The 16,094-nt window shown below is 60.6% G+C and carries 11 protein-coding genes; 2 read left to right on the top strand and 9 right to left on the bottom strand.

From position 1 onward, the window contains the following. Positions 1–10: 10 nt before the first annotated feature. On the bottom strand, positions 11–1,141 hold the full coding sequence (locus tag ACTJLB_RS15715; RefSeq protein WP_440783793.1) for a porin: 1,131 nt from the start codon (positions 1,139–1,141) through the stop codon (positions 11–13). A gap of 454 nt (positions 1,142–1,595) precedes the next feature. On the opposite strand from ACTJLB_RS15715, the gene ACTJLB_RS15710 reads away from it, so the two are divergent. Continuing rightward, positions 1,596–2,147 (top strand): 4-hydroxylaminobenzoate lyase, encoded by a 552-nt coding sequence (locus ACTJLB_RS15710; protein WP_020068902.1) that lies wholly within the window; start codon positions 1,596–1,598, stop codon positions 2,145–2,147. A gap of 55 nt (positions 2,148–2,202) precedes the next feature. Here the strand turns inward: ACTJLB_RS15710 and ACTJLB_RS15705 are convergent, their stop codons facing one another. From ACTJLB_RS15705 to ACTJLB_RS15680, 6 genes are all read right to left on the bottom strand, one after another. After that, a complete protein-coding gene (locus ACTJLB_RS15705; protein WP_440783792.1) occupies positions 2,203–3,564 on the bottom strand; it encodes an MFS transporter in 1,362 nt (453 codons plus the stop codon). A gap of 346 nt (positions 3,565–3,910) precedes the next feature. Beyond that, positions 3,911–4,885, bottom strand: coding sequence for a LysR substrate-binding domain-containing protein (locus tag ACTJLB_RS15700; RefSeq protein WP_440783791.1), 975 nt, complete (start codon positions 4,883–4,885; stop codon positions 3,911–3,913). A gap of 15 nt (positions 4,886–4,900) precedes the next feature. Further along, positions 4,901–6,160: an NAD(P)/FAD-dependent oxidoreductase gene (locus ACTJLB_RS15695; protein WP_440783790.1), complete on the bottom strand. Its 1,260-nt coding sequence runs from the start codon at positions 6,158–6,160 to the stop codon at positions 4,901–4,903. Between the two features lie 4 nt (positions 6,161–6,164). Then, a complete protein-coding gene (locus ACTJLB_RS15690; protein WP_020068898.1) occupies positions 6,165–6,488 on the bottom strand; it encodes a 2Fe-2S iron-sulfur cluster-binding protein in 324 nt (107 codons plus the stop codon). A 28-nt stretch (positions 6,489–6,516) separates the two neighbouring features. After that, entirely contained in the window at positions 6,517–7,953 is a 1,437-nt protein-coding gene (locus ACTJLB_RS15685) for a glutamine synthetase family protein (protein WP_310070524.1), read from the bottom strand. A gap of 54 nt (positions 7,954–8,007) precedes the next feature. Next, positions 8,008–9,324 carry a Rieske 2Fe-2S domain-containing protein gene (locus ACTJLB_RS15680; RefSeq protein ID WP_440783789.1) on the bottom strand — a complete coding sequence of 439 codons (1,317 nt, stop codon included), beginning with the start codon at positions 9,322–9,324 and terminating at the stop codon, positions 8,008–8,010. Positions 9,325–9,708: 384 nt separating this feature from the next. Between ACTJLB_RS15680 and ACTJLB_RS15675 the strand changes: the two genes are divergently transcribed. Continuing rightward, positions 9,709–10,440, top strand: coding sequence for a GntR family transcriptional regulator (locus tag ACTJLB_RS15675; RefSeq protein WP_087753096.1), 732 nt, complete (start codon positions 9,709–9,711; stop codon positions 10,438–10,440). A gap of 122 nt (positions 10,441–10,562) precedes the next feature. Here ACTJLB_RS15675 and atzF read toward each other — a convergent pair whose 3' ends face one another. Beyond that, positions 10,563–12,377, bottom strand: coding sequence for an allophanate hydrolase (gene atzF / locus ACTJLB_RS15670; protein ID WP_440783788.1), 1,815 nt, complete (start codon positions 12,375–12,377; stop codon positions 10,563–10,565). Between the two features lie 16 nt (positions 12,378–12,393). Next, positions 12,394–15,993 carry an urea carboxylase gene (uca, locus tag ACTJLB_RS15665; protein ID WP_440783787.1) on the bottom strand — a complete coding sequence of 1,200 codons (3,600 nt, stop codon included), beginning with the start codon at positions 15,991–15,993 and terminating at the stop codon, positions 12,394–12,396. Positions 15,994–16,094 lie beyond the last annotated feature (101 nt).

The following is a 16,094-nucleotide window of genomic DNA, read 5'->3' as shown; positions in this document are numbered from 1 at the left end:
CTGCGTCGGATCAGAACGTGTGCCGCATACCCACGATTGCTCCCAGCTGTCCGACGCCCGGCGCAGGCGTCGTCCCGCCACCGCCCGCGCTGACCGAATAGCGCGCGTGCGCGCTGTTCCATAGATAAGCCACGTTGCCGTATACCGCTGTTCTCTTCGACAGGAAGTAAGTCGCCCGCATGCTCGCCATGGTTGCACGTGCATTGTGCTGCTCGACGAGCACGCGATACGCCTCTCCATCAAGCGCAAATGCGGGGGTCACGTAGTACTGCGCCCCAACAAAGAAGAGATCTGAGTGCACGTCGCCGCCGGGCGCATCGCTTTCTACGTGACGACCTAACCATCCGGCTCCGAGCTTTACACCCGCAACATTCACATAGCCATTTGCCTGAAGACGCGCGTCCTTATCGCCGCTAGAAGATGTCTTGAAAGGCGCTACGCCGTCGAAGAAGTTGGCGGCCGCATTGGTGCCGCCACGCTGCTCGTCGTAGGCGGTGGCGACGCCAAAGTAGGTGCCGTCGTACTTGAGCATCGCGCTCCATTGGCGGCACTGGTTGACATCGCCGGGCACCTGACCCGCGCAAGTGCCTTGCCCGGGCGAATTGCCCGTGCCCGTACTGTCGCGTCCAAACGACCATGACGCGCCGACCGTTAAGCCATGGAACTTGCCCTTGTAGACGATGGTGTTGTCACTTCTCGCGTTCGGTATATACGCGTCAAGTGCGCCGATGCCATAGATGTCGGGGCCGAGAATATCCGCATCGGAAATGGCCCAGTACGTCATCGTGTACTGGCGGCCGAAACTCAGCGCACCCCATGGCCCTTCCAGTCCCACCCACGCCTGTCGTCCGAACAGACGGCCGCCCTGCCCCGAGTCGCCGCCACGCAAGTTGAAGCCGCTTTCAAGAACGAACGACGCCTTCAGTCCGCTGCCGAGGTCTTCAGAACCACGCATCCCCCAGCGCGACGGTAATTCCCCGGTGATGCCCGGCATGCGCACGACATAACCTCCTGCTGCATTCGCGTGGGACACGTATTCGACGCCCGTATCCAACACGCCGTAGAGCGTCACGCTGCTTTGTGCAAATGCCGAAGCGCTGAACAGTCCCGCCGCCAATATCACCGCCCTGCCATATTTCATGAAGTCTCCTGGACCGCGTCTCGTTTGTTCGAATGACGAAGCTGCTCGTCACGAATGCATGGCGGCGAGATTAAGGTCGGTCGATGAACACGACAACGGGGAAACCCCTAAAGCGAGAGGCCGTCCGCAATGGAGAGGAAAAATGCGTCGGGCAAATCCTTCTCCGATTCAAGCAGGCAAGCTACGTTTTCTCTCAATGGTCCTAAGCACTCACAAAGTCTCAATTGAAAAAACGAACATCCGCCAACGACGCCCCAAGTGCAGTTCTGCGCTGAAATGTCTTCAATCCAATATTGAACAATGTGAATCGATGCGTTCCGCGCCTCACGCATGACGTTCAAGACACCCGGCCTCATATGAATCGCGTGCAATCCGGCGTTGCAGAAAGTTCGCTTCATTAGCCGTCTCCCCTATGGCATCGTGAATACGGCATGCACTTCAAGGAGAAACTGGAATGTCGCAAACTGCAACCATCAGCAATAAGGATCAACTCATCGCGCGCTGTCTGCCCTTTCTTGAGGAAGTGAGGGACATGACGACGAATACGGACGTCGAGCAATGGCTGAACTCGAAGTACGGAGTCGATAGCGATTTGTATAAGGACCTTGCGCGGCTGATCAGGATCGGCGTGCAAGAGGGTTGGGCGGCCGACGTCGAAATCTCGGGCCCCCGATATCGGCGCGCTCGACTTGTCGAGCCGTGCGCGAAGACCTTCTTTTTCAGCATCACCGCAGTGCTGATGGATAGCACCGGTAACACGCAAAACAATCCGGAGAATAGTTTCCGCGGCGACTATCATGCTCACCCGTATGGCGAGTTCAATATGGTCGTGCCAGTGGACGAAGGCGCCGCGCTCGCCGGGCCGAACGGCTGGTGTTATGGCGGTTGGACGGCGCCCGCGCCGGGCAGTCATCACTATCCCGAGGCGAAGGGCGGCGCCGTGATTGCGCTCTTTTTCCTGCCGGCAGGCCGCATCTCGTACAACTACGACGCGCCCGCGAAATAAAGTAAAGCGAGCCTCGCTTGAGGCTCGCCTGTTTGTGCGCGCTCACTGTCCGCCGTCAATGCACAAGCGATTCACGTTCCGATGATTCCACTGCGGTCGTACTCGAACTCGTTGCCTGCTTGATCAGTAACGCGACGCACGACACTGCGCCCGCTATGGCGACCACCGTAAAGATGCTTTCCAGACCAACTTGCTGTCGGGACAACTCCGCGACAAGAAACGAACCGGCAATTCCGCCGAAGCGCCCGACACCGAGCATCCACGCAACGCCTGTCCCGCGCCCCGCTGTGGGATAGAAGGCCGCGGCGAGCGCTGGCATCGACGCCTGCGCCGTATTCACTAACGCGCCCGCGACGAACACCGCGCACATCAGCAGCCCGAGATTGCCGACCGCCTGGCCGATCGCGTACACACTGACCGCGCCGAGCGCATAGGCAGCGGCTACGACGCGATTGGGATTGAAGCGGTCCATCAGCATCCCGCATAGCACTGTGCCTACGCCGCCAAGCGGAAACAGCGCGGAAACCAGCGCCGCTCGCTGCGGGCTCAGCCCTGCCTCCTTGAGCAAAACCGGCATCCAGTTGACAAGGCCATAGAAGATCACGAGGCCCATGAAATAGCACAGCCATAACATCAACGAACCCACGAGGAACGAACGCGACAGCGCTATACGAATGCCGCCGCTGCCCGCCGCGTGTTCCACGGTTTCGCGCATGATGAAAGACTCCGCGGCATTCGCACTCGCGCTGATCTGAACCAGTACTTTGCGAATCTTGATGGCCGGTTGCCGTTTCGCGACCAAATAGCGAATCGACTCGGGCAACTTGAGCATAAGAAGCATCCATAACAGCAAGGGCACCGCGCCGCCGAACAGCAGTACGCTGCGCCAGCCGAAATGCGGAATCATCCATGCCGCCAAAAACCCGCCGAGTGCAGCGCCCAATGGAAATCCGCAGAACATCAGATTGACGATTGTCGCCCGACGCTTGTCCGGACAGAATTCGCTCATCAGCGTGACGGCATTCGGCATCGCCGCGCCGAGTCCGACGCCCGTAATGAAGCGCAGTGTTGTCAGCTGCGTCAGGTCAAATGCGAAGGCGGAGCCGAAGCACGATACGCCGAATAGCAGCACCGCCGAGGTCAACACGACACGCCGCCCCAACCTGTCTGAGAGCGGACCCGAAAGCAACGCGCCGCACGCGAGACCGAACAGTGCCGCACTGAGCACCGGGGCGAGCGCTGCTTTGCCGATGTGCCATTCCTGCAGTAGCGAAGGTGCGATAAAACCGATCGCGGCCGTATCGAATCCGTCCATCAGCACAATCAGGAAGCACATTGCAAAGATGAGCCGCTGAAACGGCGAAAAGGGATGCTCGTTGATGAGCACTTGTACATCGACTGGTCTTGTCTCTTCCATTGCGTCCTCGCGGAGATTGAACTGCCGGCGCGGCCCGCTCGTTGTGACGCTTGCCGGTTTGATTGAAAAGCCATCCGCTCTCGCGGTTCGCTAGAGTGCCGATACCTGATGAGATGGCAGGTATCGACGGGGACCAAGCTTAGGATCGCCAAAACACCACAACAACCCGGCAAATCGCGCAGAGACGGCAATCAATATGAACGCGCATCGCCGATGCGTTCGCGCGATGTGTGCGCGTTATGCTAAAAAAGGCCGCGTTTTGCAGGGTTTCGGCGACGTTGACGCAGCACTGCTCGCCGGCTCACGAGCAGTGAATTGTTTGCATAGGTATCTTGAACGAACGGCTTCAGCCGGTACGAACCTGTCGCGCGACATCGGCGAGCTGTTGTCTCAGCCATTGCAGCGCTGGATCGGCGTCATTGCGCTCATGCCATACGGCGCGCACCGTCACGTTGGGGCACTCATAGGGCGTTGCGCGCATCTTCAGTTCGCCATAACGTTCGAGTTCCCGAGCGAGCGACGACGGAACCAGTGCGAGCATCTCGCTATGGCGAAGCAGTGCGGGAATCGCAAGCGAGTGCGCGACGGACATGCGCATGCGCGGCATGTCGGGCGTGTCGGCGAACGCGCGGTTGAGCGCATCGCGATCGAACATTTCGGACTGCCGCGCCAGGCCACGTTCGACAATAAAGCCGCTTACGGCACCCTCTTCCGAGCCGCCTTGCGAGATCGCCACGAGTGGATACGCGAGAAGATCTTGCTGCGTAACCGCCCGCTCGGCAATCGGATGGTCGCGGTTCACCAGCAGTACGTCTGTCTGCTCCCACAACGCCATCGAGCGAAAGCGCGCTGGTACGTCGGCGAAGATGCCGATTGCAATATCAATCCGACCGACGTCGATCTGCCCTGCCAGGTCGAGCCGCGTAGACGGCCGAACGACCAGGTCCGCGAGCGGCGCTTCCGCGCACAGGCGTTGACTCAGCCGCCCCAATACGAGGGACGTGATGTAGTCGTTGGCAGCCACGACAAACTTGCGTTGCGCCACCTGCGGATCGAAGTCATCCACACCCAACGCGGCCACGATCTGCTGTAACGCGCCGCGCACCTGGCCTGCCATGCGTAACGCACGCACGGTCGGCTCCATTCCTCTCGCGGTGCGCACGAACAGATCGTCGCCGACTACCTCACGCATGCGCGCGAGCGCATGGCTGATGGCTGACTGACTCAGGTTCAGACGCTTGCCCGCCAGCGCGAGGTTGCGGTCCTCGAATACCGCGTCGAACACGCGCAGCAAATTGAGGTCGATGCGGTTAGCGGACATGGCTCTCACCCGCTCTCATGATGCCGCTCCATGCGCGACGCCGGCGTCGCGGTTCGCGAATGCCTTGAGGTCGAACCCGGGATCGTTCACGTCTTCTACGCTTAGCCGCGTACCGGTTGAGAGCAGCTTGCGTGCGAGCATATGGTCTTGCGGCCGGTTGATGCTGTCCACAGCAACGAGCCTGTCGTCGCGAAAGTAAAACAGCGAAAACTTGCCTTCGTCGATAGAGCCGCGCATCGCGAAATCGGTGAACCCCGTATTGACGCCGGCCATTTGCAGCTTCAGATCGTATTGATCCGACCAAAACCAGGGCACCGCGCGATAGGGCTCGGATCGCCCGAGGACCGATGCCGCTGCTGTCCTCGCCATATCGTTTGCGTTCTGCACCGACTCGATGCGGCAGGCGGCGCTGCCCGCCGGCGCCCAGTACGGCACAAAAGCCGCACAATCGCCGGCGGCGACGATCGACGGGTCGCTGGTGCGCGCACACGCATCCACGACGATGCCGCCCGCCACATCCAATCCGCAGCCCGCAGCGAGCTCTGTATTCGGTAGCACGCCGATGCCGACCACGACAAGATCGCACGACAACCGCGCACCGTCGTCCAGTTCGACGGCGACGCCATCCGCAACATCGTGGATAGCGACTACTTTCCGTCCCAGCGCAAGCGACACACCGTGCCTCGTGTGGGCGCGCTGCATGATGACGGAGATAGATGGCGAAGCAACGCGGGCAAGCACGCGCGCCTCGGTCTCCACGACCGTGACGTCGAGGCCGTTCTGACGCAGCGATGCAGCCGCTTCGAGGCCGATGTATCCGCCGCCCACCACGACCGCACGCCGCGCGGTTTGCGTGCGCTCAACGAGGCGTCTTGCATCGCGCAGATCGCGCAAGTAGTGAACCGCATCGTGCGACGCGCCTTTGCAATCGAGCTTGCGCACACGCGCCCCTGTGGTCAGCGCAAGATGGTCGTAGGCGAGCCGCGCACCGTCGTGCAACTCGATTTGTTTGCGTTCGCGGTCGATGCGTAGTGCGCGCGTCGAAGGCATCCATTGAATTTGCATTTCGCCGTAAAACGCCGGCGAGCGCAGCGGCAGACGTTCTTCCGCGAAGCTGCCCGTCAGAAAACCTTTTGATAACGGCGGACGCTGATATGGCGCGTGAGGTTCGTCGCCGATCAGCACGATATCGCCGTCGTGACCCGACTCTCTCGCGGATGCCGCGAGTTGCAGCCCCGCGTACGACGCGCCGACAATCACAAGCCTGGGTTTCATGATCTCATCCCTGCTTTTCGGGAATCCGCACGACAAGTCCGCTCATCGTCGATGCAACGACGAGCTGGCAACTGAGCCGGCTTTCCGGGCGACGTTCGGCCGCTACGCCTTCGAGCAGTTCCTCCTCTGCATCGTCGGGCGCCGAAAGCTCGGCCGTCGAAGAAGGATCGATATAGACGTGGCATGTCGCGCACGACAGGCACCCGCCACACTCGGCCTCGATGCCGCGCACGTTGTTGTGGATCGCGGCCTCCATCACGCTCGTACCGGCGGGCACTTCTATTTCAGTGCGTTTACCGTCGCGCAGAATATAAGTGACGATAGGCATCACATGTCTCCTTGATGATTGGGCGCACTCAAAACGTTTCGAAGTACTCGCGGTGTTCCCAGTCGGTTACTTCGAGATTGAAGCGGTTGATCTCCGCTTCCTTGAGCTTGCAGAAGTAGTCGATGAAGGCGCCGCCGAAGCCTTCGCGCAGGCATTCGTCCGCACGCAGTGCGTCGAGCGCGTCGCCGAGTGAACGGGGCAGCGATTGCGCTTCAGTCTCATACGGTGTATCCGCTGAAGGCGCCAACTCCAGCTTGCGCTGCAATCCGTCGAGCCCCGATAGCACCTGCGAGCCGAAATACAGATACGGGTTCGCCGTAGGTTCGCCGACGCGGTTCTCCACGCGTGTCGCCGGATCGTTCGGACCGCCCAGCACGCGCAGCATGACGCCGCGGTTGTCACATCCCCAATTCGCGCGATCGGGCGCATTCGAATAGGGCCGATACCGCCTGTAGCCGTTGATTGTCGGCGTCGATAAAGCAGTAGCCGCTTGCGCATGAGCGAGCAGACCCGCAAGGTACGCTTGCCCCACAGACGAAAGCGGAGCAGTTGCATCGGACGGCATGAATGCGTTGCTGCCATTGTCGATATGCACGAGCGACTGGTGCAGATGCCATCCGCTCGACACCACGTTCGGAATGCGCGGCCGGCACATGAAAGTCGCGTGATAGCCGTTGCGCTGGCATATCTGTTTGACGGCGCTGCGAAAGAGGATCATGTCGTCGGCGCTTTTGATCCCCTTCGTCGGCGCGAAGGTGAACTCGAACTGACTCGGACCGTACTCGACTTCGAGTGACCGCACGGGAAGCTCAAGCTCGTGGATTCCATTGCGCAGCATTTCCATGACGTGATCTACGGCGTCGTATCGCAACTCCGTCAGGTACTGATAGCCGTGCGACAACAGTTCGACATCGGGCGGCAAGCCGGGCTGGCCGGAATGCTCGGGCTTCATATTCGGGTTCGTGAGCTTGAACACATGAAACTCGACTTCGAGGCCGCTGACCAGTTCGAACCCCTGGTTCGCGAGCCGCTCCAGCGCGCGGCGGAATAGATGCCGCGTGCCGAAGGGCACGGGCCTGCCGTTAGGGAAGTACAGATCGCAGAGCACCCAGCCTGTATGCGGTGCCCAAGGCAAAATTCGAAACGTCTGCGGATCGGCGATCATCAGCGTGTCGCACGCTCCCTGCATCTCGGGCATGCCGAATCCACCGCCCGCGGTGAACACCGGAAACACGGTGCGATGCGACGTATCCTTCGCAAGCAGTGTGCTCGTCAGCGTCACGCCGGATTCGAAGGCCTTGATTGCATCGGCGACGACCAGCGTCTTGCCGCGCAGCAGTCCATGCTGGTCGGGAAACGAGAATCGCACGACCTGTACCGCACTTTCCTTCAGGCGCTCCAGAAGCTGCGCGAAGGCCGCGTTCTGCGCGTCGGTCCAAAGACCATGGGTTTTAACGAAAGACATGTCTCTTTCGCGCAGCCTGAAAGCCGCGCGCTCCGTTCCGGTTGGGATAGCGGCTCAGGCCTTGGGCGCGGGCCAGGGCGCGGCAGCGCGGCGGCTGGCGTCCGCTTCCTTCCAGTACTCGTCCCAACGCTCAGCGGGAGCAATGCCGTCGATCGACGCGGGCCCTGTCAGGTGTGCCGCCGCCTCTTCATCGATCACCATCAACGTCTTCTCGCCGGCTTGCGTCTTTTCTATTGCGTCGACGAGCAGCCGCCGGTACGCAATGATTCCCTTGTCAGTCGTACCCAGGTGCTCTCGCGTGCGATCCTGAATCGGTCCTTGCGATTCCACCGCCCACTGATCGTGCACGTTGATGTCGAAGCCCATACCGGTATACGTTTCCGTCAATTGCTCGTGCACGTTGAAGCCGTATTGGTTGCGCTTGTTCCTGCGCGATATGTAGTCGGGCAATTCGTACAGTTCGAGCCGCTGTTCACGCATCTGCTGCTTGTTCGTCGGCGCGCCGAAGCTCGTGAAGATCGCGTACCAGTAGCAGTTCTCGTCGTCGACGGGAACGTGCCACTGCGTAATGGTCATCTCAGCGCTCATCGGAATCACGAAGGCCTGAGGGAACACGACGTTCGTCACACGCACATGCGTGTGCTCGTCGTCGATCGGACGTTTAGCGATTAGCCGAAGACCGTAGTCGGCCGGGCTGACGAGAATTTCGGGTGACTCATATTCGCGCAGCACCTTGGTAATGGGCATATTCGAGTCCGCCGACGCGCCGCGAAACTGCTTGCCATAGCTTGCGCTCACATCTTCGTCTTCAAAGAAGCGATGAAGAAACGATGCGTGCGCGGGGTCGATGCCTACTTCGAGTGCCTGCAACCAGTTGCATTCGAATAGTCCCTTGAACGCGAATGTGTACTCGTTCGGCGCCGCGAAACAGTCGAAGTGGGGGAACGCCGGTGGCTCACCTTTGCCGATGTAGGCGAACAGAATGCCGCTGTGTTCGATCACCGGATACGCGCTCTGACGAACCCGCTTGCACAGCGAACTGCCAACCGGTTCTCCCGGCGTGGACAGACACTGGCCGTCGACGTCGAAAAGCCAGCCGTGAAAAGCGCAGCGCAAGCCCCCTGCTTCGAGTCGGCCGGCGGCGAGATCCGCGCCGCGGTGCGGGCAATCGCGGTCGAGCATTCCGTAACGGCCCTGTTCGTCCCTGAATACGACGAAATCCTGACCCATCAGCCGCACGGCGCGTACCGGCCGCACGTCGGGGAGCTCCTCCACGAGCGCGACCGGCTGCCAGTAATTGCGTAACAGTTCGCCTGCCGGCGTGCCTTTGCCGACGCGCGTGATCGCGTCGTTTTGCGCGGAACTCATCATGACACTGTCTCCTTGGATGAATACAAACGATCTTGTGTTGCATGCAGCGTCTCGTTTGATTTATGCAAAGAGTAGGATGCTGAATTCATATGCGCAAGTCTTGCATACATCAATGATCGCCCGGGACTGCTTTTTACATAGCACGTGACGGCCCGCATCTCACTTACTTTATTGATTTTGTGTAGATTTTCGTTGCGTATAGTTATTTTCCCTGGTGCGAGCCTTTCCAGCCCAGGTCGAGGTTTTTGCGCTGTCTGCATACAGCGAAGAACAACCCGTCTCAGTCGCCTCCGCCGCTGATCCCACGCTCAGCTACAATGCAAAAGTAAGCCGGGCACTGCGCAAGACGGCACGACGCCTTCGGGGGCGAAAGGAGAAACAGAAATGGAGACGCAACAGGAGCGGGTGCTGGTGCATCTGCGCGACCTCATACTCAAGGGTGAATTCGCCCCTGGCGAGCGCCTGGGCGAGGTGGCCCTTGCCGAACGGCTGCAGGCGTCGCGCACGCCCGTCCGGCTCGCGCTCACCACGCTGGAACAGGAAGGACTCGTCGAGCCGTCGCCCGCAGGCGGTTACGTGATGCGGCGTATCACCGCAGCGGAAATCGCCGACGCGATCGCCGTGCGTGGACATCTGGAAGGCATGGCCGCCCGCCTCGTCGCGGAGCATGGCGTACCCCGCCAACTGTCGAATGCGTTCGCCGAATGCCTGCGCGCGGGCGACAGGTTGCTGGCCAAGTCGGAACTCGACCTCGACGACTATGCCGGCTATACCGACATGAATAACCGGTTTCACAAACTGGTGGTCGATGGCTCCGGCAATGCAGCGCTTATTCGCGCCATCGACATGAACAACCGGCTGCCGTTCGCCGCCGCAAGCGCGATGCTGCCGATGCAATCGGCCATCGAGGAAGGCCGCCAATGGCTTTTCATGGCCCATGAGCAGCATCACAGCCTGGTTCAGGCAATGGAGCGCGGTGAGGGTACGCGGGCGCTTGCGCTGGCCACAGAGCACGTGCAGATCGCGCAGAGGAATCTCGCCTACGCGCTGGAGCGGCCCGAAGTCTGCATGAAGCTCGCGCCCGCGCTGCAACTCGTGGCGGAAGCGGGACTTTAAGTGCGCGGTTCCAACGCGTGACGGATGCAGGCGATGCAGCGAGCGTGTCCCGCTGGAGATACGCTCGCCTGCACTAGTGCGCGTGTATTGCGCCGTTTAAGCCAAGAATGAAAGTACGACGCTCAAGCGTCGACGGCGCGCTCATTGGCAAGCCATGCGCGCCATCCGCCAAACTCGGAAATGTCGGTGCCCGCCTGAACGCCATACGGTTCGCACAGGAAACCGGTCACCCACGAGCCATCTGCCAGTTCGATCTTGCCGAGAGCCAGCGGCGACGGAACAGTCGCGATGAATGAACCAAACTCCAAGGCAGGCATCTTCCAGACTTCGACCTCGAGTTTCACGCCGCCATCGGCGACTCTCCATAGCCCAGGACGCCGGGTGCCATCTGGCGACGCTGGTAACGCCGCGAGCCGATAGCGCGGCGCCGTTTGCGTAGACTGCTGCAAAAGCGCACCGCGAGAAAGCATGTCCTTATTCAGCGGTAAGCCTTGCATGTGCGCGCCGCATACCGCGACGAGCATTCGATCGTTCGTCGCCTTGCGTTCCTCCGACAGCGCTATCGTGTTTCCACCGACGCATTCGACGCCGCTCGTCCGTTGCAACAGGGCCGCAACGCCCAACAGGTACTGATCGGTAAACGCGCGCCCGAAAACGGTCACACCCCACGGGAGCCCATTCTTCATGAATGCCGTCGGGGTGGCCACAGCCGCGTAGTCCAACAGGTTCATGAAGTTCGTGTAGTAACCGAGCAGTGAGTTCGGCCCGATCGGATCCTGCTCCAGTTCGGCAAGCGTCACAGGGCGCGGATAGGTCGGCGTGAGGACGCAGTCGAGTGTGTCGATCAATGCATCGCAACGAGCCTTCAATGCCTGAAGCCGATATTGCGCCTGGAACAATTCGACAGCGGTTGCGCCCGGCGCCTTGGCGAGCACGTCACGAATGACGGGAAGCACCGCGTCCGGCGTCGTTGACATCAATTCGCCTGCCACGCTGTAACGCTCCGCGACCCACGGCCCCTGATAAAGGAGATTTGCGGCTTCAACGAACGGCGCAAAGTCGATCTCGACAGCCTCGCCTCCCGCTGCCTCAAGCATCGCGCGAGCTTTGGCGAATAGCGCCGGACTCTCTGTACATCCCGCGAATTCCAGTTGCGATGGAACGCCAAATCGGAAAGCGGCCGGTGCGCCGAAAGCTCGCGCGGAATTCCACTGCGGGTTCTTGCGACTGTATGCGTCGCGAGGATCGGTGAGCGCTGTCAGCGAGAGCAGTTCGCTCGCTTCTTCTGCTGTTGCAGTAAAGAACGTGACGCAATCGAGAGTGCGGCAAGCGGGCACTACACCCGCGGTGGAAAGAATACCTTTGGTCGGCTTGAGTCCGACGAGATTGTTTAGTCCCGCAGGCACGCGGCCGGACCCGGCCGTGTCGGTACCCAGCGCGAAACTGGCGACACCGAGCGCAACAGCCAACGACGAACCAGCGCTCGAACCGCCGGAGGGATAGTCGGGATGCACGCTGTTGCGGCACTTTCCATAAGGCGAGCGAGTGCCGTTAAGACCCGTAGCGAACTGATCGAGATTGGTCTTCCCGAGCGGGATGGCGCCGAGTGCAATCAGTTGCGCGACCAGCGTAGCCGACTCAGTAGGCGTGTACGCAAAAGCGGGGCACGCAGCCGTGGTTTCAATACTGGCGAGGTCGATGTTGTCCTTGATGGCGAATGGAATGCCGTAAAGCGGCAGGCTTTCAATGTTCTGCCGATCGAGCCAGTCGAGGTATGGCGCGACTTCTTCCTCGGTCAGAAGATGGATGAACAGGTTGAACTCTGCATTGAGCTCCGCGGCTTTTCGAAGAAGCTCATTGACGAGCGTACGAGGCGCAAGCGTTCCGGCACGGTAAGCATTCCGCAATACCGGAATGCGCAGGTCAAATGACGACATGTGTGTGTCCTCGTATTCAGTGACGTTCAATGACTGCGATCCGCTGCCCGGCGCGCACAGGCGAGCCCGGACCCACGTAAATCTCGCCGACGGTTCCAGCGCAGGGTGCACACACCGATATTTCCATTTTCATCGACTCGATAATAAGCAGTATGTCGTCTGCGGCAACCACGTCGCCGGGCTTTACCTTCACCTGCCAGAGGCTCCCGGCGATCTCGCTGTCCACTGACACTTCGCCGTCTTCCAGAGGCGCCAGTTGAGCGTCTTCGGCCACGGGCGCCTCGATGGCCTCTTCCGACGTGCCCGCTTCTCGCCAGCGTTCACGCTCGGCTTCGAATGCTGCCTGTTGCCGGGACCGGAACTCTTCGACGCTGGCCGATTCGCTCGCAAGGAACGCCTGATAGTCCGGCAGAGAGAGCTCCGACTCCTCGATCCGCAACGGGTAGCGCCCGAGCGGAAAGTCAGCGCGAATGCGCAGCAGTTCTTCGGACGACACTTCGTAGAAGCGGATCTGGTCAAAGAAGCGCAGCAGGTAGGGCTGCCCGCCGAAGTCCGCGACCTTCCGGTAGCGATTCCACATTTGCAGCGTGCGGCCCACGAATTGATAGCCGCCCGGCCCTTCCATTCCGTAGACGCATAGATACGCCCCGCCGATGCCCACCGAGTTCTCTGCGGTCCAGGTGCGCGCCGGGTTGTACTTGGTCGTCACGAGACGGTGGCGCGGGTCGAGCGGCGTCGCGACCGGTGCGCCCAGGTACACATCGCCGAGCCCCATCACGAGATAGTTCGCGTCGAAGACGATGCGCCTGACTGCGTCGATAGACTCGAGATCGTTGATACGGCGAATGAATTCGAGGTTGCTCGGGCACCACGGCGCGTCTTTGCGCACCGTCGTCATGTACTTTTCGATCGCGAGTTGGCACGCGGGGTCGTCCCACGAAAGAGGAATGTGGACGACGCGCGACGGTACGCGAAGGTCCTTCATCAACAGGACTTGCTCCCAGGCCTCCCCTACGATGCCAAGCAGTTGCGCAAGAGATAAATCCTCGGGCCGATAATGAATCTGAAGCGAACGTATTCCCGGTGTGAGATCGGTCACGCCCGGCAGCGCTTTCGCTTCGAGTGCCTGCATCAGTGCATGCCCACGAAAACGCGATACGAGGTCGAGTTCCGGCGGCCCAATCTCCAGAAGAAGATGTGTGTCGCCGGACAAGCGTGCCACGAGCCGTTCATCGGCAGCGCCCGAGTCGAGAACAATGGGAGACGTCAGCGAAGAACGTCTTTCGACTGGTGCGCATTGCGTAATCGCAAGGCTCTCCAGCTCGCGGATGCGGTCGCGTGCAGCTTCGCGTGCATGTTCGATTTCCACGGGAACGAAACGAACCTTGTCGCCTGCCTTGAGTTGGCCGATGTGCCAAAGGTCCGCTTCGATAATCGTCACCGGACAGACAAAGCCACCCAGACTCGGACCGTCTGGCCCGAGAATCACGGGCATGTCGCCGGTGAAATCGACGGCACCGACTGCATAAGGATTGTCGTGAATATTCGACGGATGCAGCCCGGCTTCTCCGCCGTCTTCACGCGCCCACTCCGGCTTCGGTCCGATGAGGCGCACGCCGGTGCGACTCGAATTGAAATGTATTTCCCACTCCGTATCGAGGAATTGCTCGATGTAGCGGGCACTGAAGTACTCCGGCGCGCCATGCGGACCGTATATCACGCGTATCGTGCGAACGCTTTCCAGCGTCGGCACATTGGAGAACGCCGCGCCAGCTTGCGTATCCTGCAGTGGATAAAGATGCAGCACGTCGCCCGCCCGAACGGCGCGACCACCATGCCCACCGAACTGGCCCAGCGTGAACGTACTGCGACTTCCCAGATACAGCGCAACGTCGAGGCCGCCGCGCACACACAGATATGCGCGCGCGCCGGCGCCCCGAATCGTACCGAGTGCCAGCACGGAACCCGCCGGCACAAAGACGCTGGTATTCAGCGGTTGCGTTACGTCGTCCAGCAGCACTGGAATCTCTGCACCAGTAATGGCGATAACCGCGTCGGTGTTGAATCGCAGCGTCGGCCCGCTCATTGTGATTTCGAGAGCAGCCGCTTCCGGCGCGTTGCCGAGCAAGCGATTGCCGAGCCGCATCGCGCGGTCGTCCATGGGACCCGACGGCGGTATGCCCACAGCCCAGAAGCCCTGTCGGCCGGGGAAATCCTGCACCGTGGTCTGGGTGCCGCCACTCACCACTTCAATCGTACTCGCTCGATACTTCAGGCCTTCCAGGCAGCGAGTCCACGGTTCTCCAGACGCAAAAGGCTCGTCGTCGAGAATCTGGCGCAAGTAGTCGCGGTTTGTTTCGACGCCAAAGATACGGGTGTTCTGCAACGCATCGTTCAGCGCGTGTCGCGCCTCTTCGCGCGTCGGCGACCACGCGATGATCTTTGCGAGCATCGGATCGAAGTACGGCGGCACTTCGCAACCGGATTCAATCCACGTATCGATACGCAGCGCACTTCCGTCGGCCTGCGGAAAAGCGACATCGGTGAGCAGGCCCGGACTCGGTATGAAATCGCGGCCCGGGTCTTCAGCGTAGAGTCGCGCCTGAATCGCATGGCCTCGCGGTGTGAGACCTGCGGCGAGTTCATTCAGCGGCGCAAGCGTTCCTGCTGCGAGTTCGATCATCCAGCGAACGAGGTCGACGCCCCAAACCTGCTCGGTCACACCATGCTCGACCTGCAGACGCGTGTTCACTTCCAGAAAGTAAAACTGCTGAGCGGCGCTGTCATATACGAATTCCACCGTACCGGCAGAGCGATAATCGACCGCCTTTGCAAGCTTGACGGCAGCGTCACACAATGCCTGTGCGATCCCTTCCGGCAAGCAGGGCGCTGGGGTTTCCTCGAGCACCTTCTGATTGCGCCGCTGCACCGAGCAGTCGCGGACACCGAGCGCAATCGCGTCGCCCTTTCCATCGCCGAAAACCTGTACTTCGAGATGCCTGGCTCTTTCGATGTACTTCTCGAGGAACACGCCTGAATCGCTGAAGTTGTTCTCGCCAAGGCGTTTAACCGCATCGAAATGCGCACTGAGTTCATCCGCATGCCAACACACTCGCATGCCGATACCGCCACCGCCGGCCGTGCTTTTCAACATCACCGGATAGCCAATGCTTTCAGCTGCGTCGAGTGCTGCCGGCAAGTCTTCCAGCAAACCGGTGCCGTTCAGCATCGGCACACCCTGCTTGCCCGCGATTTCCCGAGCCGTATGCTTGAGACCGAATGCTCGCAACTGTGCGGGCGTTGGGCCGATGAAGGCGATACCCGCTGCTTCACATGCTTCGCCGAAAGCTGCGTTCTCGGACAGGAACCCATATCCTGGATGAATAGCCTGCACCCCTTCGCAGCGAGCAATCTCAAGGATCTTCGTCGAGTCGAGGTAGGTCATCGCTGCAGGACCGTCGCCCAATTCGTGCGCAATCGGCGCTTCGCTCACATGACGGCTCGCCCTGTCGGCCTCCGAGAAAACGGAGACTCCGGTCACATTGAGTTCGCGCAACGTTCTGAGGATGCGGCAAGCGATTGCACCGCGATTGGCGATGAGGATCTTCTCAAACATGGGAGGAACCCGGATTCAAAGGCGGGCCGTCCCGCCGTGGGAATTTGCAGCCGCGGTCGTCCACGGCCGAAGTCGCATCAGCGATTTGCCAGATTCAGTTG

The organism is Paraburkholderia sp. 22098, assembly GCF_052045935.1.
Taxonomy (GTDB): domain Bacteria; phylum Pseudomonadota; class Gammaproteobacteria; order Burkholderiales; family Burkholderiaceae; genus Paraburkholderia; species Paraburkholderia caledonica.
The sequence above is the reverse complement of the archived record's forward strand: the minus strand, read 5'-3'. Positions and strand labels throughout refer to the sequence as shown.